The organism is Paraburkholderia sp. CNPSo 3272 (assembly GCF_024206495.1).
Classification (GTDB): Bacteria; Pseudomonadota; Gammaproteobacteria; order Burkholderiales; family Burkholderiaceae; genus Paraburkholderia.
Genome location: NZ_JAMBPQ010000017.1, coordinates 1 through 19,576, shown reverse-complemented (window position 1 = coordinate 19,576; position 19,576 = coordinate 1). Strand labels below are relative to the sequence as shown.

Below are 19,576 nucleotides of genomic sequence, written 5' to 3'. Positions count from 1 at the left end.
TTCATGGGCGATTGAGGCGTTTCCATATTATAAAGGTATGGAATTGGACGCAAATAGTATTGGATGCTGCTCAGGCGCGGCGTGTATAAATCCACCATACCTTCTCCACTTACGCAGCCTGCGACATGACCTCCGCCACGATCGAACGTATCGAAACCCGCCTCGTCGATCTGCCGACGATTCGCCCTCACAAGCTATCCGTTGCCACGATGTACGGGCAAACCCTGATGCTGGTGAATGTGTATTGCAGCGACGGCGTAACCGGCATGGGTGAAGGTACGACGATTGCCGGCATGGCCTACGGTCCGGAAAGCCCGGAAGCGATGAAGCTCGCGATCGACGCCTACTTCGCCCCGGCGATGATCGGCCAGGACGCCACGCGTATACAGGCGCTCATGGCGCATCTGGGCAAGCTCGTGAAGCTCAATCACTTCGCCAAGTGCGCGCTGGAAACGGCGCTGCTCGACGCGCAGGGCAAGCGTCTCTCCGTGCCGGTGAGCGAACTGCTGGGCGGCCGCCGCCGCGAACGCCTGCCAGTGGCATGGACGCTCGCTTCGGGCGATACCTCCAGGGACATTGCCGAAGCCGAGGCGATGCTGGAAGTGCGCCGTCACAAGATCTTCAAGCTGAAGATCGGCGCGAAAGACCTCAAGACCGACATCAAGCACGTTGCCGACATCAAGAAGGCGGTGGGCGATCGCGCCGCCGTGCGCGTGGACGTCAACATGGCCTGGAGCGAGACGCAGGCGGCATGGGCAATTCCGGCGCTGGCGGAAGCCGGCTGCGAGCTGGTCGAGCAGCCGGTCGCTTCGCCCGCGGCGCTGTCGCGCCTCATGCGCCGCTTCCCGGTGGCATTGATGGCCGACGAAATCCTGCAGGGACCGGAAAGCGCGTTCGAGATCGCGAAGAACGAGGGCGCCGATGTCTTCGCCATCAAGATCGAACAAAGCGGCGGACTGTTCGCGGCGCAGCGCGTGGCCACGATTGCGGACGCCGCGGGTATCGAGTTGTACGGCGGCACGATGCTCGAAGGCGCGTTCAGCACGGTGGCGTCGGCGCACCTGTTCGCAAGCTTCGCCAACCTGCAGTGGGGCACCGAACTGTTCGGCCCCTTGCTGATCACCGAAGAAATTCTGACTACGCCGCTCGACTACAGCGACTTCGAGCTGACGGTGCCGAACGGCCCGGGCCTGGGCATCGAACTGGACGAGGCGAAGGTCAAGCGCTTCACCCGCGACGGCCTGATGAAAGTCACGAAGTAATCCGGACACCTGATAAACGGACAAGACGATGCTTTTCCACGTACGCATGGATGTGAACATCCCGGCCGACATGCCGGCCAATGTCGCCAACGAAATCAAGGCGCGCGAAAAGGAGTACTCGCAGGAGCTGCAGCGCAGCGGCAAGTGGCGTCATATCTGGCGACTGGTGGGCGAGTACGCGAATTACAGCATCTTCGACGTAGAGAGTAATGCAGAGCTGCACGACATTCTCACCGCCTTGCCGCTTTTTCCGTACATGAAGATAACGGTCACGCCGTTGTGTCGCCACCCGTCCTCCGTCAGGGACAACGACGCTTGAGCTGATTCCCCCTCAATACCAGCAAGCACCAGGAGACAAAGACCATGAGCGCAAAAGTATTCGAATCGAAGGAAGTGCAGGACCTGCTGAAGGCCGCTGCGAATCTCAACGGCGGCAGCGGCAACGCGCGTTTCCAGCAGGTCGTTTATCGACTGCTGGGCGACCTCTTCAAGGCCATCGACGATCTCGACATCACGCCCGATGAAGTCTGGGCCGGCGTGAACTATCTGAACAAGCTCGGCCAGGACGGCGAAGCGGCGCTGCTCGCCGCCGGCCTCGGCCTCGAGAAGTACCTCGACATCCGCATGGACGCCGCAGACCAGGCGGTGGGTCTCGAAGGCGGCACGCCGCGCACGATCGAAGGGCCGCTGTATGTGGCAGGCGCGCCGGTGCGCGAGAGCGTTTCGCGCATCGACCTCAACGCCGACGCCGATGCCGGTCCGCTCGTCATTCACGGCACGGTTACCGGCCTCGATGGCAAGCCGCTCGCCGGCGCCCTGGTCGAATGCTGGCACGCCAATTCGAAGGGCTTCTATTCGCACTTCGACCCGACCGGCGCGCAGGCCGACTTCAACCTGCGCGGCGCGGTCAAGACCGGCGCAGACGGCAAGTACGAGTTCCGCACGCTCATGCCGGTGGGCTACGGCTGCCCGCCGCAGGGCTCGACCCAGCGGCTGCTGGACGGCCTTGGCCGCCACGGCAACCGCCCGGCGCACGTGCACTTCTTCGTCACGGCCGATAACAGCCGCAAGCTCACCACGCAGTTCAATATCGAAGGCGATCCGCTGATCTGGGATGACTTCGCCTACGCGACGCGTGAAGAACTCATTCCGCCGGTGGTCGAGAAGACCGGCGGCAACGCGCTCGGCCTGAAAGCCGACACGTACAAGGACATCGAGTTCAACTTCACGCTCACGCCGCTGGTCCAGGGCAAGGACAACCAGCTCGTTCACCGCCTGCGCGCCGCAGCTGCGGCGTAACCGACCCGCCTGGCGGCGGCATGTTGCCGCCGCCCCCCGTTTCACCTCGAATCTTCATTCGACACCGATGCAGGAACTCCGTACCGCGTGTGGAGTATGCATAGGAGAGCTAATATGTCAGCCATCATCGACAAAGCCAGTGACCTGGATCATCTGCTGTCCACCGCCGTGCAGGACGACAAGCAAAACGGTGTGTTCCGTTGCCGACGCGACATCTTCACCAATGCAGACCTGTTCGAACTGGAAATGAAATACATCTTCGAGAAGAACTGGGTGTACCTCGCGCACGAAAGCCAGATTCCCGAAAACAACGACTACTACACCACGTGGCTGGGTCGTCAGCCGGTCGTCATCACGCGCGACAAGACCGGCACGCTGAACGCCGTGATCAACGCCTGCGCGCACAAAGGCGCCATGCTGTGCCGGCGCAAGCACGGCAACAAGGGCAGCTTCACCTGTCCGTTCCACGGCTGGACGTTCTCCAACACCGGCAAGCTGCTCAAGGTGAAGGACGAAAAGACCACCGAATATCCCGTGCAATTCAACAAGCAGGGCTCGCACGACCTGAAGAAGGTCGCTCGCTTCGAGAACTATCGGGGCTTTCTGTTCGGCAGCCTCAATGTCGACGTGCAGCCGCTCGAAGACTACCTCGGCGAAGCGAAGATCATCATCGACCAGATCGTCGACCAGTCGCCGAACGGCCTCGAAGTGCTGCGCGGCAACTCCTCGTATGTCTACGACGGCAACTGGAAGATGCAGATGGAAAACGGCTGCGACGGCTACCACGTCAGCACCGTGCACTGGAATTACGCTGCCACCATGGGCCGCCGCAAGGAAGACGGCACCCAAGCGGTGGATGCCAATAGCTGGAGCAAGTCGGTGGCGGGTGTCTACGGCTTCGACCACGGCCACATCCTGCTGTGGACCAACACGATGAACCCCGAAGTGCGACCGGTCTATAAGCATCGCGACGAAATCAGAGCGCGCGTGGGCGAAGTGCAGGCCGATTTCATCGTCAACCAGACGAGAAACCTGTGCCTCTATCCGAACGTGTTCCTGATGGACCAGTTCAGCACGCAGATTCGCGTGGTGCGCCCGATCAGCGTGGACAAGACCGAGGTGAACATCTTCTGCTTCGGGCCGAAGGGCGAGAGCGCGGAAGATCGTGCGACCCGTATTCGCCAGTACGAGGACTTCTTCAACGTCACGGGCATGGGCACCGCCGACGACCTGGAAGAGTTCCGCGCCTGCCAGGCGGGTTACGCCGGCACGACGGCAATGTGGAACGATCTCTCGCGCGGCGCGCCGCTGTGGGTCGAAGGCGCGGACGACAACGCGAAGAAGATGGGGCTCAAGCCGGTCATTTCCGGCGAACGCAGCGAAGACGAAGGGTTGTTCGTGGTTCAGCACGAGTACTGGGTGCACGCCATGCGCGACGCCCTCAAGCAGGAACTGAACCACGAACAAGCGGGAGCGCAGGCATGAGCAACGATTACCAGAGAATCTGCGCCGCGCTGTATCGCGAAGCGCGCCTGCTCGACGATCGCCAGTGGGAAGAATGGCTCGCGTGCTACGCAGAAGACGTTACGTACTGGATGCCCGCGTGGGACGACGATGACCAGCTCACCGACGACCACGAATCGCAGATCTCGCTGATGTACTACCCGGATCGCGGCGGCCTCGAAGACCGCGTGTTTCGCATCAAGACCGAGCGAAGCGGCGCTTCGATGCCCGAGCCGCGCACGAGCCACAACGTCACGAACGTGGAAGTGCTGGCGGATCGCGGTGATGAAGTGGAAGTGCGCTACAACTTCCACACGCTCAATCATCGTTATCGGGCCACGGATCATTTTTTCGGCACGATGTTCGTCACCTTGCGCAAGGCCGGCGACGGCTTCCTGATCGCCTACAAAAAGATCGTGCTGAAGAACGACTACATCCGGCAGGTGCTCGACGTCTACCACGTGTGAAGTCACATTTGACACCGAGCCTCAGTTTCAACATGGGATAGAAGGAGACACCATGTCCAGCTACAAGATTGCACTCAATTTCGAAGACGGCGTCACTCGTTTCATCGACTGCAAGGCGGGCGAGAAAGTGCTCGATGCGGCCTTTCGCGCGCGCATCAACCTGCCGATGGACTGCTCAGACGGCGTGTGCGGCACCTGCAAGTGCCGCGCCGAAAGCGGCAGCTACGACCTCGGCGAAGACTATATCGAGGACGCGCTGACCGAAGACGAAAAGGACAGCGGTCTCGTGCTCACCTGCCAGATGGTGCCGGAAAGCGATTGCGTAATCGCGATTCCCGCGTCTTCCACAGTGTGCAAGACAGCGCATGGCAAGTTTGCGGCCACGGTCGCGAAGGTCGAACAGCACAACGATGCCGCGGTCGTGCTCGAACTGGACGTCGACGCAGCGGGTCCCGTGTTCCTGCCGGGCCAGTACGTCAACATCGACGTGCCGGGCAGCGGTCAGCATCGTTCGTATTCCTTCTCTTGCGCGCCGGGCGAATCGAAAATCAGCTTCCTGATCAAGAAGATTCCGGGCGGCGTGATGAGCACGTGGCTCGAAGCCGCGCAAGCGGGCACGAAGCTCGAATTGACGGGGCCGCTCGGCAGCTTCTATCTGCGTGACGTGCAGCGGCCGCTGCTGTTCCTCGCGGGCGGCACGGGCCTCGCGCCGTTCCTCTCGATGCTGGACGTGCTCGCGCGCACCAACGCGCAGCACAAGGTGCACCTGATCTACGGCGTCACGCGCGACCTCGACCTCGTGCTCGTTGAAGCCATCGAAGCCTACGCGGCGAAGCTGCCGAATTTCAGCTTCGCTACCGTGATCGCCGACGCGGATTCGAATCATCCCCGTAAAGGATGGGTCACGCAGCATATTCCCGCCGACGCCTTGAACGATGGCGACGTCGACGTGTATCTGTGCGGGCCGCCGCCGATGGTAGACGCCGTGCGCAAATATTTCGATGACGAAGGCGTGAAGCCCCACAGCTTCCATTACGAGAAGTTCACCCCCAACGCAGTCCCGAAGGCGGCATGATCATGCAACGATTCGCAGGCAAGGTCGTCGTCGTCACGGGGGCGGCACAAGGAATCGGCCGCGGCGTGGCGCTGCGCGCGGCGGCCGAAGGCGGCAAGGTGGTATTTGTCGATCGAGCGGATTTCGTAGCCGAAGTCGCGGCCGAGGCGCAGGGCGCGCAAACGGCGGGATTCGTCGCCGACCTCGAAACGTATGAGGGCGCGAAAGCGGCAATGGATTTCGCCGCGCAAAAGTACGGCGGCATCGACATCCTCATCAACGGCGTGGGCGGTGCCATCCGCATGCGTCCGTTCGCGGAATTCGAGCCTGCGCAGATCGATGCGGAAATCCGCCGCTCGCTCATGCCCACGCTATATACGTGCCATGCCGTGCTGCCGCATTTGCTCGAGCGCGGGCGCGGAACCATCGTCAACGTGTCGTCGAATGCCACGCGCGGCATTCGCCGCGTGCCGTATTCGGCAGCGAAGGGCGGCGTGAATGCGGTGACGCAATCGCTGGCAATGGAATACGCGGAACACAATATCCGCGTGGTCGCCACGGCGCCAGGCGGCACCGAAGCGCCGCCGCGCCGCATTCCACGCAATGCCGCGGGCGACAGCGAGCAGGAAAAGACCTGGATGGGCGAGGCGGTGCGCCAGGTCACCGAATCGACCTTCTTCAAGCGCTACGGCAGCCTCGACGAACAGGTCGCGCCGATCCTCTTTCTCGCTTCGGACGAGGCGAGTTATATCACCGGCTCGATCTTGCCGGTCGCCGGTGGTGACCTGGGCTGAGCCATGAACGCACGATGACGGTGGGCGCGCACAAGCGGGCGGGATGATATGCTCGAACGAGCCTGATTTTCGCCTCGCGCTCCCATGAACATCGATCCCGCTGTCGTCAAAGCCTTCGCGCCAACGGGCACGTTGCGCGCCTCCATCAATCTCGGCAATCCGATACTCGCGAATCGCGATGCGGCGTCGGGCGAACCGTTCGGCGTCTGCGTCGATCTCGCGCGCGCCTTCGCACAGCATCTGGGCGTGCCGCTCGAACTTGTCGTATTCGACGCAGCGGGCAAGTCCGTCGAAGCCGTGAGCGACGAACGCGCGGACTTCGGCTTCTTTGCCGTCGATCCGAAGCGAGGTGAAACGATCGCGTTCACCGCGCCTTATGTGTTGATCGAAGGTTTCTATCTCGTTCGCAACGATTCGCCGGTGCGCACTAATGCCGAAGTCGATCGACCGCATAACCGCGTGGCCGTGGGCAATGGCAGTGCGTACGATCTTTTTCTCACGCGGGAATTGAAGCAGGCGCAGATCGTGCGCGCGCCGACTTCGCCCACCGTCGTGCAAACCTTCCTCGAACAAGGGCTCGAAGTGGCCGCGGGCGTGAAGCAGCAACTGGAAGCCGACGCCGCGAAGACCGGCGGCTTGCGTCTGCTCGACGAGCGCTTCATGGTGATTCGCCAGGCGATGGGCGTCGCGAAGCGTCGCGGTCCGCAGGCCGCCGAAGCGCTTGGTGCGTTTGTCGAAACGATGAAGGCATCGGGATTCGTCGCAGAGGCATTGGCGCGCCACGCAATAGTGGGCGCCTCGGTCGCGCCGGCCGCTTGAACGAATCACCGCAAGTCAGAAGAGAGCGCGCATTAAAAGAACAATCAACACGCTCTGGCAGGGCCGATTAGCTCCACGATTTTTTTCGATGCGGATAATCGTCCTTTCTCGCCGACTTTAATGCCTCGCTCCGAAAGCATTATGTAATTTGCCCGGCGATATTCACGCCCCGCACATTCCTCGACGCGCGTCGAGCCTTGCCCGGCGCGGTTGTGCCATCGACGCCACGTCGCCCGAATTTCGACACCATTTTTATTTTCGACACCCTATGATGCGGGTGTTCGATTCGCGCCGCGCTCGCTGCACGATTTCCATTCTGCCATTGCATTTTCAACATCGATGAATTGCGCAATTCACAATAATCGTCGACGGATCGCTTTTTGCTCTTGAATCTGCACCGAAATGGAATGCGCGCATATGAGATTGCACGTCGATGGTGCCGGCTGCCTGAATTCGTTGCATTAACCCACCGCCCAATCCGGAGCTTCAAAATATGAAAAAATCGCTACTCGCCGCGGCACTCCTGAGCGCCTTTGCGATTTCGGCGCACGCGCAAAGCAGCGTGACCCTCTACGGCCTGATCGATACCGGCCTCGTCTACACGAACAACCAGTTCGGCCATAGCAACTGGCAGCTGAATAGCAGTTCCACGCAGAACACGGTGTTCGGCCTCAAGGGTTCGGAAGATCTGGGCGGCGGTCTGCACGCCATCTTCAAGCTCGAACAAGGCTTCCTGCTCAACAACGGCGCACAGGCGTTCTCGGGCCTCGGCTTCGGTTCGCAAGCGTGGGTGGGCTTGCAAAGCGATCCGTACGGCACGCTGACGTTCGGGCGCCAGTTCGACGTGATGAACGACCTCGTGGGCCCACTCACGGCTGGATCCAACACGTGGGGCGGCAACCTCGCGGCGCACCCGTTCGAGAACGACAACCTCGCGGCGAACTCGGTGGTCGTCAACAACTCCGTCAAGTACGCGAGCCCGACGTTGTACGGCGTGACGTTCGAGACAATGTACTCGTTCAGCAACAAGGCCGGCGACTTCGCGAACAACCGCTCGTACGGCTTCGCTGTTTCGTACACCCAGGGCCCGCTGAACCTCGCGGCCGGCTACCTGCAGTTCAACAACGCGGGCAACAGCAGCGGGGCGGTCACCACCAGCGACACGAGCGCGAACTTCCTTGCGGAGCGTCAGCGTGTCTGGTCGCTCGGCGGCAACTACACGTACGGCCCGGCCACGGTGGGTCTCGTCTGGAGCCATACGCAGATCGACAACGCCGCAGGGGTGTACTCGTTCGGCACGGGCACCTATCTCGGCTCGAACGACGACTCCGCCGGCTCGCTCGCCGGTTCGCTGCGCCTCGACAACTTCGAAGCGAACGTGAAATACGCGCTCACGCCGGCATGGAGCGTTTCGGGTGCGTACACGTACACGCACGGCGCCTACAACGGGACGAACCCGGGCTGGAACACGGGGATGCTGCAAACGGACTACGCCCTCAGCAAGCGCACCGACTTCTACCTCGAAGGCGTGTATCAGAACGTGCATGGCGCACCGGAAGGCTCCGTGCTTTCGCACGCCATGATCAACACGCTCTCGCCTTCGTCGACCAATACGCAGGTCGCCGTGACGGTGGGTATGCGTCACGCGTTCTAAGTCGATTCGGCGATGACTTCGGCGGGGCACCTGTCCCCGCCGGACGTTTCCTCCTGCGCGGCGGGCTCCCTCTAGAACGGGGCTCCGCCGCGTTGTCACATCTGCATCCCTGCACCCGCTCATCGTGTTTCCCTGATCCAGATAGTTGAAATTTTCAACTACTTGACTATACTGCGTCCAGCTAGCGCACGGATGGGAGCACGCATTTGTATTCGGATTTCCTGACCTTCAGGCTCGATCAAACGAGCGCGCTGCTGATGGATCGCGCCAACGCGGTCTACCGCGAGCGCTGGGATCTCGACGTGCGTGCCATGCGCGTGCTGCGCATCATCCGCGCCGAGCCGGGCATTACGCCCAAGGCGGTATCGCAGCGCGCGCTCATCGAAAAAACGTTGCTTTCCAAAACGCTCGGCGAACTCGAATCGCGTGGCCTTATTGGCCGCGGCACGCATGCGCAGGACCGGCGCAGCGTCGTGCTGCGCGTCACGCCCGAGGGCGCAAAGGTGGCGAATGCCTCGGAGAAAGCCGGCTCGAAGCTCGAAGCCGAACTCGCGGCCGTCCTCACCGAACACGAGCGCAAGACGCTCGACCAGTTGCTCGCCAAGCTTGCGCAGAGCCTGCTCGACGGTGTTTGAGATCGCGGCGCGCAGGCCGCACATTGCACAATGAAACGCATGAAGGAGTCGTCCATGCCGAATCTGGTAGAAACCGCGGCCCCCGCCATCGGCGCGCTGCTGCCCGAACTCGAAGCGCTCTACAAGGATCTGCATCAGCATCCTGAACTCTCGATGCAGGAGTTCCGTACGGCGGCGCTCGTGGCTCAGCGCATGGAAAAGCTCGGTTACGAAGTCTCAAGCGAAGTGGGCGTGACGGGCGTCGTGGCCCTGCTGCGCAACGGCGAGGGTCCGGTCGTGATGCTGCGCGCCGACATGGACGCGCTGCCCATGGCCGAGGCCACGGGCCTGCCGTATGCGAGCACCGTGACCGCCGAAGACGAGGAGGGCGTGCAGGTGGGCGTGGCCCACTCGTGCGGGCACGACCTGCACGTCACATGGCTCCTTGGCGTGGCGCAGTTGATGGCGGCGCATCGCGACGCATGGAGCGGCACGCTGCTTGCCGTGTTCCAGCCCGGCGAGGAAGTGGGACGCGGCGCGCGCAGCATGATGGACGACGGCATGATCGAGCGCTTTCCGAAGCCCGACGTGATTCTCGGCCAGCACGTGATGGTGGGCCCGGCTGGCACCGTGGGCTATCGCAGCGGCACGATCCTCTCGGCCGGTGACAGCCTCAAGGTGAAGCTGTTCGGCCGCGGTTCGCACGGCTCGCAGCCGCAGACCTCGATCGACCCGGTGATCATGGCGGCTTCCACCACGCTGCGCCTGCAGACGATCGTCTCGCGCGAAATCTCGCCGCGCGAGTCCGCCGTGCTCACGGTGGGCTCGCTGCAGGCGGGCACGAAGGAAAACATCATCCCCGACGACGCCACGCTCAAGCTCAACATGCGCACCTTCGACGACGACGTGCGCGAGTACATGCTGGGCGCGATCCGCCGCATCTGTTGCGCCGAATGTGCCGCCTCCAATGCGCCGCGCGAGCCGGAATTCACGACGCTGTCGAGCTACCCGCTCACGGTCAACGACGACGCCACCACGGCGCGGCTGCGCAAGGCCTTCGAAGCATGGTTCGGCGCGCGAGCCTACGAAACGCAGCCGGCCGCCGCCAGCGAGGACTTCAGCGTATTCGGCCGCGAATGGGGCGTGCCGTACGCGTTCTGGTTCGTGGGCGGCACGGACCCCGAGATCTACGCGCAAGCCGAAGCGGCGAAGAAGCTCAACGAAATCCCGAGCAACCACTCGCCGAAGTTCGCGCCCGTGCTCGACCCCACATTGCGCACCGGCCTCGAAGCGATGCTGTGCGCGGCCGCCGCGTGGCTCGGCCACGAAAGCGAGGCGGCGTGAGCGTGGCACTCGGCGCGCACGTGGGCGCGCATCTCAACGCTCACACGGCCTATACGGCACTCGACCTGATCGGCACGTTCGCCTTCGCGATATCCGGCGCCGTGGCCGCGCGGCAACGGCGGCTCGATCTGTTCGGCATCGTCGTCGTGAGCTTCATGGTGGCATGCGGCGGCGGCATCATCCGCGATCTTTGCATCGGCGCGGTGCCGCCCGCGGGGCTCGCGAACTGGGCCTACCTCGCGGTCACGCTGCTGGCTACGGGGCTGACCATTGCCGCGTATCCGCAGGTGCGGCGGCTGCGTCACCCCGTGCTGTTGTTCGATGCGATCGGGCTAGGGCTCTTTGCGGTAGCGGGCGCGCAGAAGGCGCTTGCGTACAGCCAGAGTGCCGAGCCGGCCATCATCCTCGGCATCGTGAGCGCGGTGGGCGGCGGCGTGATGCGCGACGTGCTGCTCTCGCGCGTGCCCGCCATTCTTGAGCGCGAGATCTATGCGTCGGCGGCGCTGCTAGGGGCCGCCGTGCAGGTGGGGCTCACGTACGCGGGCTGGTCGACGTTCTGGACCCCCTGGGTGGCCGTGATTTCCTGCGTGGCGCTGCGGCTGGCCGCGCTCTACTTCGGCTGGCGTTTGCCGGTTTTTCACGCTGTGCGCTCGGCTCAGCCGCAACCTGCCCAGCGTGGCGACGCCGCAAGGGCCGATCCGCGGCACGACGCGCGCTAACGTCAGTCACCTTACGCCGCTGGCTCGAACGCGATTTCGCCGGTACGCCCCGCGCTGATCTTCGGGCCGAAGCTGCCGAGGGTCGAAAGCGTCGCGTTGTGATGCGCGCGGATCAACGCGGCGTTCGCGTGCGGCCTGGCAGCGCTTTCGCCCCCCGATGCGCCGTGCGTGGTGCGGCGCGGCATGCAAAATGCTAATCGCGAACGGCGCCGTCGCGCGCGTGCAACTGTACGTCATTCGCCGTCCAGCCAAAATACGGCTTTCTTCACCACGCGGTATGCTTTTTGGTGCGCGATGTGGCCGGCATGAGAGCAGGCGCGCTGGCCGGTCCGCACGTTCAACCACGTTATCCGCCCCGGCATGGACCGGATCAAGCAAGAAGACTCCACGAGGGAGCCAACGTGAAAACGACTCTGGGCGCAGTGGTGCTGCTCGCCGTCAGTTCGGCCGCGAGCGCACAATCGAGCGTCACGATGTATGGCCGCGTGGATGGCGGCATCGAATACCTCAATCACATCGCGAACGGCAACGGCGGCAGTTCGAGCCGCTGGAGCGCCGAAGGCGGCGACTGGGGCACCAGCATGTTCGGCCTCAAGGGCACTGAGGACCTGGGCGGCGGCAGCGCCGCGATCTTCAACCTCGAGACCGCCGTGCAGATCATGAACGGCACCACGGGCGGCGGCCGGCTCTGGTCGCGGCGCGCGTATGTGGGTTTGAAGAACGACACATGGGGGCAACTGCAAGCCGGCCGTAATCTCTTCATCGACAGCGACGGCGTGTGGGCATTCGATCCGTTCGTGCAGCAGGCGGTGTCGTCGGCTTCCCTCGTGCGTGGGCGCAACTGGCAGCAGACGAGCAACAACGTCGAATATCACAGCCCGGTGTGGAACGGCCTCGACGTGCAGGGCCAGTATTCGTTCGGCAACCAGCCAGGCAACTTCAACGCCGGCGCCGAAGGCGAGTTCGGCCGCTCGGACGGCATCATGCTCTCGTATCACTCGCCGCTGTTCGACCTGCGCGGCATCTACGACGAACTGCGCGATTCGAGCGGGCGCTTTTCCAACATCTTCACGGCCTCGCGCGAATACTTCGTGGGCGGCAATCTGCGCGTGCAGAAGTTCAAGATCCAGGCTGCGTACACGCATTACTCGGCACCCGATTCGCCACCGGGCGTTTCCGATACCGCCGACCACTACTGGCTGGGCGCGACCTGGCAGGCCACCCCGAAGTGGGCGGTGACCGCAGCGGGTTTCTATATTCATGTAGGCGAGGGCGGCGGCGACGCCTCGCACGACCCCGCGAGCCACGCCATGCTCTACGCGCTCGGCGCGACGTACAACCTCAGTGCGCGCACATTCCTGTATGGCACGGTCGCGTATGTCGACAACAGCAAGAACGGCACGTTCTCGGTCTTCGCGACGCCGCGCGACTCGAGCACGCCGACCAGCCCCCTGGCCGGCCAATCGCAAACGGGCGCCTACGTCGGGATGATGCACGTGTTCTGACGCCACGCTTTTTCCGCCATTGCAGACGACATTCTTCGAGGAAGGTTGAGATCATGGCCAGACTATCGAAACCGCTGGGCTTCATCGGAGTCATCTCCGTGCTGTTCACCTTGCTCACGGCGGTGTATCTGCTGGCTGGCGGCGCGTGGCTCATTTCGCTCGGCGGTTCGCCGTATTACGTCGTGACGGGCGTGCTGCTGCTCGTCTTCGCGTGGCTGCTGTGGCGCGCGAGCCCCTCGGCGTTCGTGCTCTATGCGATCGTGCTGATCGGTACGGCGATCTGGGGCCTGTGGGAGTCGGGGCCGGACTTCTGGGCGCTCGTGCCGCGCTCGGGCGTGCTGGTGGTGTTCGGCATCTGGCTGCTCCTGCTCATGACCTGGCGCCTGGAGCGCCCGCGCCAGTTCGGCGTGCTTGCGCTCGTGGTCGGTCTGCTCGTATGGGGCGGTGTGCTCGTGTATGCGCATTTCAACGACCCGCAGCAGATCAACGGCTCGCTCGCGGCGGTGAGGGCCACGCCTGCGCCGAACGTCGACGGCATCGAGCCATCCGAGTGGCCCGCTTATGGACGCGACCAGCAAGGCACGCGCTATTCGCCGCTGCAGCAGATCACGCCCGATAACGTGCATAACCTGCAGGTGGCCTGGACCTTCCGCACCGGCGACACGAAAGGCCCGAACGATCCGGTGGAGATCACCAACGAAGTCACGCCGATCAAGATCGGCGATCTGCTTTACCTGTGCTCGCCGCACCAGATCCTGTTCGCGCTCGACGCGCAAACGGGTGAGCTCAAATGGAAGTTCGATCCGAAGCTTCAGGCCGATCCCTCGTTCCAGCACGTGACCTGCCGGGGCGTGTCGTTCGTGGATCTTTCGGCGGCGTCCGTGAACGCCGCGGCGGCGGACCTGGGAGCGACGGCGACGACGCCCGCGGCCGCATCGGACGCTGCGGCGGCTTCCGGAACCGAAGCGGCGGCGCCTGCCAGTAATCCCCCGTCGGCAACGCAAGCCGCCGCGCCCGCGAGCGCACCGGCGGCCGCAGCAACGCCTGCCGCCGCTAACGGCACCTGCATGCGCCGCATCCTGCTGCCCGTGAACGACGGCCACCTCTATGCACTCGATGCGCTGACGGGCGAGCGCTGCGCGGGCTTCGGCAACAACGGCGACCTCGACCTGCAGCACGCCATGCCGGTCACGACGCCGGGCATGTACGAGCCCACCTCGCCGCCGATCGTCACGAACAAGGTGATCGTCGTGGCAGGCGCCGTGGAAGACAACTTCTCGACGCGCGAGCCCTCGGGCGTGATTCGCGGCTTCGACGTGCGCACGGGCAAACTGCTATGGGCGTTCGACCCGGGCGCGGCAGATCCGAACAAGATTCCGGGCCCAGGCGAGCACTACGTTTGGAATTCGCCGAACTCGTGGGCGCCGGCCGCCTACGATGCGAAGCTCGACATCGTCTATTTGCCGATGGGCGTGAAAACGCCGGACATCTGGGGCGGCGACCGCACGCCCGACCTCGAACGTTACGCAACGGGCCTGCTCGCGCTGCACGCGTCGACCGGCAAGCTCGCCTGGTTCTACCAGACGGTGCACCACGACCTGTGGGACATGGATCAGCCCTCGCAGCCCACGCTCGCCGACATCACCGACAAGGACGGCAAGACCGTGCCGGTGGTCTACGCACCTGCGAAGACGGGCAACCTGTTCGTGTTCGACCGCCGCACGGGCGAACTCGTCGTGCCCGCGCCCGAAATGCCGGTGCCGCAGGGCGCGGCGCCCGGCGACCACGTCTCGGCTACGCAGCCGTTTTCGGCACTCACGTTCCGCCCGTCGAAGAATCTCACCGACGCCGACATGTGGGGCGCCACGATGTACGACCAGCTCATCTGCCGCGTGATGTTCCATCAGTTGCGCTATGAAGGCACCTTCACGCCGCCTTCGCTGCAAGGCTCGCTCATTTTCCCGGGCAACCTCGGCATGTTCGAGTGGGGCGGCCTCGCCATCGACACCGACCGGCAGATCGCCGTGGCGAACCCCATCGCGCTGCCGTTCGTCTCGCGGCTCATTCCACGCGGGCCGGGCAATCCGCTCGAGCCGCAGCCGGGCGCGAAGGGCAGCGGCACGGAGGCGGGCATCCAGCCGCAATACGGCGTGCCTTACGGCGTGACGCTCAACCCGTTCATGTCGCCGATCGGGCTGCCCTGCAAGCAGCCGGCGTGGGGTTATATCTCCGTCGTCGACCTGAAGACCAACCAGATCGTCTGGAAAAAGCGCATCGGCACGACGCGCGACAGCTCGCCGATTCCGGTGGCCTTCCGCACGGGCATGCCGATGCTGGGCGGCCCGATGGTGACGGCGGGCGGGGTGATCTTCATCGGCGCGACGGCAGACAACTACCTGCGCGCCTTCGACGTGAACAACGGCAACCGGCTTTGGCAAGCGCGGCTGCCCGCGGGCGGCCAGGCCACGCCGATGACCTACGCGGTGAACGGCCGCCAGTTCGTCGTGATCGCGGCAGGCGGACACGGCTCGTTCGGCACGAAGCTCGGCGACTACGTGATTGCCTACGCGCTGCCGAAGCAATAAGCAACGCGCCGCCGCCCGGGTGCACCGGGCGGCCGCTGCTTGCGGATTTTCCACGCGGGGGCAGGCGACAAGCACGGCGCCCGCCGCCCCTCATGCAGCATGCGACGCACCTATCGTGCGCCTCACCCGCTTTTCCCACATGAGTCGAACATTGCGCGCGGCGCGCGCCTGGGCGGTGTTGTCTGCGGCAACCTTCGCCACGTTGCACACGATAAGCGCGCACGCGCAAAGCTCGGTCACGCTGTACGGGGCGCTCGATACGAGCATCGAGGTGACGAATCCGGGCGCCGGATGGGTCGCGCGCATGGACTCGGGCGCGTATCGCGGCTCGCGCTTCGGGTTGCGCGGCGTGGAGGATATCGGCGACGGCATCAAGATATTGTTCGAGCTGGAAAACGGCTTCGGCTCCAACGACGGCACCTTTGCCGTCGCGAACACGATCTTCAACCGCCAGGCTTGGATAGGACTCGGCACGCAGTGGGGCACGGTGCGCGTGGGGCGGCAATACTCGCCGATCTATATTCCGTTCAAGGGACAGCTCGACGCGTTCGGCGCGGGCACCATCGCTTCGGGCCTCAACAATCTTTCGAAGATCACGCCATACGAAAGCAATGCCATCACGTATCTGTCACCCGACATCTACGGCTTCTCGACCACGCTGATGGCCTCGCTGCGCGATCCGTCCACGGGCAGCAACGGGCTGGCCGGCAACATCGAAACCGTCGAGTGGCGGCGCGGACCGTTTCGCATTGCCTATGCGCATCAACAGCAAAACGGCGATGGCGCGCTGCGAGCCAACCTGGGCGGCATGTCGTACGTGCTCGGGCCGGTGAGCGGATATCTCGCGTACTTCAACGGCGATGGCGGCACGCCGCGCAACCACAACAACGGCGTGTCGGTCTCGGCGCGCTATGCGATCACCTCGCGGTTTCGCGCTTCGCTCGGTTACGCGTGGGTGCACGACCTCTCGGGCGCCGACAACGACGCCGACCAGTTCAGCGCCGCGTGCGAGTACGACCTCTCGAAGCACGTGCTGCTCTACGCGAGCGCAGGGTGGCTGCGCAATCGTGCTGAGGCGACCTTTACGCTGCGCGGCGTGAACGTCACCGGCCTGCCGCCGTCCTGGCCAGGCGCGCCCGTGCGCGGCGTGCAGTTCGGCATGATCGACCGCTTTTAGAGCGTACGGCTTGTGCCGGCCATCGCTCGTTGTTATGATGCGCCTTCCATACCTGCATACCGGACTCCAGCCAAAGTGGACAACTAAGCTTTCCCCAAAAATGTTTTCGCGCCAGCGACATAGTCGCCGCGCGAGTGGTTTCATACATTCGGGAGAAGCTTATGGCTCGAGTCACGCCAGCCGCGACGCTTGTCGCCCTCCATCACGTTTTCTTCCGGTTCGATAGCGGAGTCACGCTATTCGACTCGCTGGACCTCGTTCTCGATCGCGTGCCCACGGGTATTGTCGGCCGCAACGGCGTCGGTAAAAGCCTGCTCGCGCAACTTGTCGCCGGGCGAATCGCGCCGACGTCCGGCTCGATCGACCGGCACGTCAAGGTGGCGTTCGCGGCCCAGCAGCCCCTCGACGCGTCGCACGACAGCCAGACCGTTGCTCAAGTCGCGGGGCTCGACGCGCCGCTCGCGGCCCTGGCACGGCTTGCAAACGGCGTGGCCGACACCGGCGATTTCGACATGATCGGCGAGCGCTGGGACCTCGCTGAGCGCCTGCGCTCGGCGCTCGATACAGCGGGGCTCGATCATCTGGAGTCCGATACATTGGCGCAAACGCTCAGTGGTGGCGAACTTGCGCGCGTTACCTTGATCGGCGCGCTGCTGGCGGACGCCGGCTTGCTCGTACTCGACGAGCCGACCAATCACCTCGACGCCGATGGTCGTGCGTGGTTGGGCGGCGCGCTGGCGGGTTTCCGCGGCGGCCTCGTCGTCGTGAGCCATGACCGTGCGCTGCTGGCGCGAATGCAGCGTATCGTCGAGGTGACGCCCAAGGGACTGCGAACCTATGGCGGCGACTATGCCAGTTACCGCACCCAGCGCGAAACGGAACACGAAGCGGCAAAAAGCGCGCTCGGCCATGCGCGTACCGAACGCGAGCGCGCCGCGCGCAGGCTCCAACGCGAACACGACACGATCCAGCGACATGCCGCCGGAACGTTGCGTTACGCGAAGACGGCCAATCTGTCGTCGATGGCGAAAGAGGGAATCAAGGGCGGGGCGCGCAATGTGACGGGGCAGGTCAGGGCCGAGCAACGCGAGCACAAGGCGGTGCTCGATGAACGCGTTGCCGATGCTGCCGCGCGCGTCCAGCCCGACGCGCCCGTGCTGGCGGCGCTGCCAGGCGCAGAGATGAGCGCGCGCCGCCAGGTCTTCACGCTCGAAGAGGCGAGGCTGCCTTGGCTTGCACACGACGATCCCGCCGCCACGCTCACCTGGTCGTGCAGCGGTCCTGTGCGTGTGGCGCTGACGGGGCCGAACGGATGCGGGAAGTCGACGCTGCTGCGCCTCCTCGCGGGACGGCTCGCGCCGAAAGCGGGGCACAGCTTGACGCATGTCCGCAGCGCGTACCTCGACCAGAAGCTCGCGCAGCTCGATCCCGACCGCTCGATCGTCGAACAACTTGGGTTGCTCGACACACCACTAGCAGAAGGGCAACTGCGCAGCCGCCTCGCGCTGCTGCAACTCGATGCCGGGCGCGTGACCCAACCATCGCGCCACCTGAGCGGCGGCGAGCGGTTGAAGGCCGCGCTCGCCTGCGCGCTCTGGCGCGGCGCGCCGGCGCAGTTGCTGCTGCTCGACGAGCCGACCAACCACCTCGACCTGGAATCCGTGCGTGCGATCGAAGGGGCGCTAGCGGACTTCCCGGGCGCGCTGATCGTCGCCTCGCACGACGCCGATTTCATCGCCGCGCTGGCGCCGACGCATACGATGCAGTGGAGCCGCGAGGGATGGCGCTACGATCCCGTCATCTAATCCTCAGACTACGTTGTGTTAAATACGGCTGGACTTCCGACATGCGACGGCGGTGGATTTCGCGCTTCGGCGGGTGTGTCGAGCAATGGTTGGCTTGAAGTTATCGTCTGCAGCCCAAAACGAAAGCGTCGTGCTATGCCGGCGCATTCCGGCTGTTTGGTGGCGTTTGCAACGCGGAGATCGCGATGCCTAGTCGAAGGCCGTGCAGAGGCGCTCGATCGGTACCGCGATCAGTATGCAGATCGAAAAAGCGAGACCGAAGGTGAAGGCCACGGAAGCCGTCGCGCCGCACCATGCGACGAAGCGCATGGCGTCGTGCTTGTCGTGCGCGACGTAGGCAATCTTGCGCCAGGCGCGGCCGGCCGCGTAGGTAATGGCGAGCGCGAGCACGAGCGCGCAGACCGAGGCGATGCCGAGGATCCACTGGGTGCCGTGCCAGCCTGGCATCGGGTCCTGCGTGACGGCGTCGGCGCAGGCCGTGGAAACGAGCGTGACGCCTAGCGCCAGATGCAGCAGCCAGATGAGCGGCACCGCGCACAGACCGAGCCAGCCGGCGACGCGCTGCGCGCGCGTCGGCTCGGGGTGCGAGCCGGCGCCGGTGGGTTGCCCGGATGTGGGGGCGGACGTCATGGGTTCCTCCTGTGAGCCGGCACGGGCTGGGAGCGCAGGAGGTGTGCCCGGATGGTTATTTAATTTTACATAACATAAATTATCGCACTTTTTCCATGTACGGGCTAAGTTGTAGTGTCCGCTTTTAGCCAAGTTCAGATGTCCGCTTTTTGGACGATCGTAAGCTAACAGATCGCTGGGAATCCAGTGTTTGGGAGCTTTAATGGCGGCAACAGAACGGATAACAATGACGATGCGCGAGCTGGACAGATTGAAGCTCATTCAGGACGTGGTGGACGCACGGCTCAAGCCGCTGCGCGCAGCGCAGCGGCTCGGGCTGACGACCCGGCAGATTCGCCGGCTGGT

The 19,576-nt window shown here is 64.1% G+C and carries 18 protein-coding genes; 16 read left to right on the top strand and 2 right to left on the bottom strand.

The features are described 5' to 3' along the window. Positions 1-125: 125 nt before the first annotated feature. The 12 genes from M3I53_RS20900 to M3I53_RS20845 all read left to right on the top strand — a co-directional run bounded on the left by M3I53_RS20900 (position 126) and on the right by M3I53_RS20845 (position 11,529). A complete protein-coding gene (locus M3I53_RS20900) occupies positions 126-1,262 on the top strand; it encodes a muconate/chloromuconate family cycloisomerase (protein ID WP_254317754.1) in 1,137 nt (378 codons plus the stop codon). Positions 1,263-1,290: 28 nt separating this feature from the next. After that, the gene (gene catC, locus M3I53_RS20895; RefSeq protein ID WP_254317753.1) at positions 1,291-1,581 is read left to right on the top strand and encodes a muconolactone Delta-isomerase; all 291 of its coding nucleotides are present in this window, start codon (positions 1,291-1,293) and stop codon (positions 1,579-1,581) included. Between the two features lie 44 nt (positions 1,582-1,625). Beyond that, entirely contained in the window at positions 1,626-2,561 is a 936-nt protein-coding gene (gene catA / locus M3I53_RS20890; protein ID WP_254317752.1) for a catechol 1,2-dioxygenase, read from the top strand. A 114-nt stretch (positions 2,562-2,675) separates the two neighbouring features. Continuing rightward, positions 2,676-4,046, top strand: a complete 1,371-nt coding sequence (locus M3I53_RS20885) for a Rieske 2Fe-2S domain-containing protein (protein ID WP_254317751.1) — start codon at positions 2,676-2,678, stop codon at positions 4,044-4,046. Continuing rightward, complete coding sequence (gene benB, locus M3I53_RS20880; protein ID WP_254317750.1) at positions 4,043-4,531, top strand: benzoate 1,2-dioxygenase small subunit; 489 nt, start codon at positions 4,043-4,045, stop codon at positions 4,529-4,531. The genes M3I53_RS20885 and benB overlap by 4 nt, the downstream gene beginning before the upstream one ends. 52 nt (positions 4,532-4,583) lie before the next feature. After that, positions 4,584-5,606, top strand: a complete 1,023-nt coding sequence (benC, locus tag M3I53_RS20875) for a benzoate 1,2-dioxygenase electron transfer component BenC (protein ID WP_254317749.1) — start codon at positions 4,584-4,586, stop codon at positions 5,604-5,606. Continuing rightward, positions 5,603-6,379 (top strand): benzoate diol dehydrogenase BenD, encoded by a 777-nt coding sequence (benD, locus tag M3I53_RS20870; protein ID WP_254317748.1) that lies wholly within the window; start codon positions 5,603-5,605, stop codon positions 6,377-6,379. The genes benC and benD overlap by 4 nt, the downstream gene beginning before the upstream one ends. A gap of 84 nt (positions 6,380-6,463) precedes the next feature. After that, positions 6,464-7,198, top strand: coding sequence for an ABC transporter substrate-binding protein (locus M3I53_RS20865; protein WP_254317747.1), 735 nt, complete (start codon positions 6,464-6,466; stop codon positions 7,196-7,198). 493 nt (positions 7,199-7,691) lie between these two features. After that, a complete protein-coding gene (locus M3I53_RS20860; protein WP_254317746.1) occupies positions 7,692-8,852 on the top strand; it encodes a porin in 1,161 nt (386 codons plus the stop codon). A gap of 257 nt (positions 8,853-9,109) precedes the next feature. Beyond that, the gene (locus tag M3I53_RS20855) at positions 9,110-9,487 is read left to right on the top strand and encodes a MarR family winged helix-turn-helix transcriptional regulator (RefSeq protein ID WP_254317745.1); all 378 of its coding nucleotides are present in this window, start codon (positions 9,110-9,112) and stop codon (positions 9,485-9,487) included. A 54-nt stretch (positions 9,488-9,541) separates the two neighbouring features. After that, positions 9,542-10,810: a M20 family metallopeptidase gene (locus M3I53_RS20850; protein WP_254317744.1), complete on the top strand. Its 1,269-nt coding sequence runs from the start codon at positions 9,542-9,544 to the stop codon at positions 10,808-10,810. Then, positions 10,807-11,529, top strand: a complete 723-nt coding sequence (locus M3I53_RS20845) for a trimeric intracellular cation channel family protein (protein ID WP_254317743.1) — start codon at positions 10,807-10,809, stop codon at positions 11,527-11,529. Before M3I53_RS20850 ends, M3I53_RS20845 begins: the two co-directional genes overlap by 4 nt. Positions 11,530-11,540: 11 nt before the next feature. Here M3I53_RS20845 and M3I53_RS20840 read toward each other — a convergent pair whose 3' ends face one another. After that, on the bottom strand, positions 11,541-11,714 hold the full coding sequence (locus M3I53_RS20840; RefSeq protein WP_254317742.1) for a hypothetical protein: 174 nt from the start codon (positions 11,712-11,714) through the stop codon (positions 11,541-11,543). Positions 11,715-11,930: 216 nt separating this feature from the next. On the opposite strand from M3I53_RS20840, the gene M3I53_RS20835 reads away from it, so the two are divergent. From M3I53_RS20835 to M3I53_RS20820, 4 genes are all read left to right on the top strand, one after another. Further along, positions 11,931-13,034 carry a porin gene (locus M3I53_RS20835; RefSeq protein WP_309249539.1) on the top strand — a complete coding sequence of 368 codons (1,104 nt, stop codon included), beginning with the start codon at positions 11,931-11,933 and terminating at the stop codon, positions 13,032-13,034. Positions 13,035-13,087: 53 nt separating this feature from the next. Beyond that, positions 13,088-15,619, top strand: coding sequence for a glucose/quinate/shikimate family membrane-bound PQQ-dependent dehydrogenase (locus M3I53_RS20830; protein WP_254317741.1), 2,532 nt, complete (start codon positions 13,088-13,090; stop codon positions 15,617-15,619). A 139-nt stretch (positions 15,620-15,758) separates the two neighbouring features. Beyond that, positions 15,759-16,796, top strand: coding sequence for a porin (locus M3I53_RS20825; protein WP_254317740.1), 1,038 nt, complete (start codon positions 15,759-15,761; stop codon positions 16,794-16,796). A 161-nt stretch (positions 16,797-16,957) separates the two neighbouring features. After that, complete coding sequence (locus M3I53_RS20820) at positions 16,958-18,601, top strand: ATP-binding cassette domain-containing protein (RefSeq protein ID WP_254317739.1); 1,644 nt, start codon at positions 16,958-16,960, stop codon at positions 18,599-18,601. Between the two features lie 189 nt (positions 18,602-18,790). Here the strand turns inward: M3I53_RS20820 and M3I53_RS20815 are convergent, their stop codons facing one another. Then, complete coding sequence (locus M3I53_RS20815; protein ID WP_254317738.1) at positions 18,791-19,231, bottom strand: OB-fold-containig protein; 441 nt, start codon at positions 19,229-19,231, stop codon at positions 18,791-18,793. Positions 19,232-19,576: the final 345 nt, after the last annotated feature.